General features: G+C 71.7%; 1 protein-coding gene. It reads right to left on the bottom strand.

Annotated elements, in window-relative coordinates; all coding sequences use genetic code 11:
• Positions 1 to 357 (bottom strand): HNH endonuclease signature motif containing protein (locus MWU75_RS19615; protein WP_247094145.1); only part of this gene is annotated, 357 nt, incomplete at its 3' end.
• Positions 358 to 681: the final 324 nt, after the last annotated feature.

Raw genomic sequence — 681 nt, 5'->3', positions numbered from 1 at the left:
GGTGTCGATGACCGCGTCCCAGGCCTTCTTGGTCTTCTGGTCGTGGTGGGGGTCGCAGGCGGGCTGGCCGTTGGCCTCGCAGGTGTGACCACCGGGGGTGCCGTGCTCCTGGACGTGGTCCATCTGGGACAGCCGGGCCGGGCGCAGGCAGCCGGGGGCCCTGCAGAACAGGTCGGAGGCGACGATCTGGGCGCGCATCGCCGCGTCGAAGGGGTAGGCATTGATGGAACGTTCCACGCACCGTCCGGTGGCCGGGTCGATCAGCAGCCGGTGCAGGGTGGAGCCGGGCAGCAGCGCCAGCAGCTGGGCCTGCTCGGGCATCAGGAACATCGAGTGGCGTCCGATGACCTCACCCACCCCCGGCAGGACCCGACCCGGCGGATCTGCCGCGCCGCGGGTGCCTGGCTGGTGGAACGGTGAACCGGCTGGGTCCGTGTCTGGTCGGTGGACGGGTGAGGCGGCTGGGTCGCGCGTATCGGCTGGGGCGGGTCGTGGTGGGCAGGGTTGACCTGTCGGATCCTGCCGGGGTGGTGCACCGCCGCCGGTAGTGGGGGTGGTGGCGGTGGCGGTGTCGGTGGGGAGGGTGTCGGTGTCGGTGGGTGGGGGGTTGGTGCGGTGGCCGATGAGGGTGTCGTAGGGGACGACGACGTGGATCTGTGCCTCGGGGAGCCCGTTGAGGAC

The organism is Ornithinimicrobium sp. F0845 (genome assembly GCF_023015765.1).
Lineage (GTDB): Bacteria > Actinomycetota > Actinomycetes > Actinomycetales > Dermatophilaceae > Ornithinicoccus.
The sequence above is the reverse complement of the archived record's forward strand: the minus strand, read 5'-3'. Positions and strand labels throughout refer to the sequence as shown.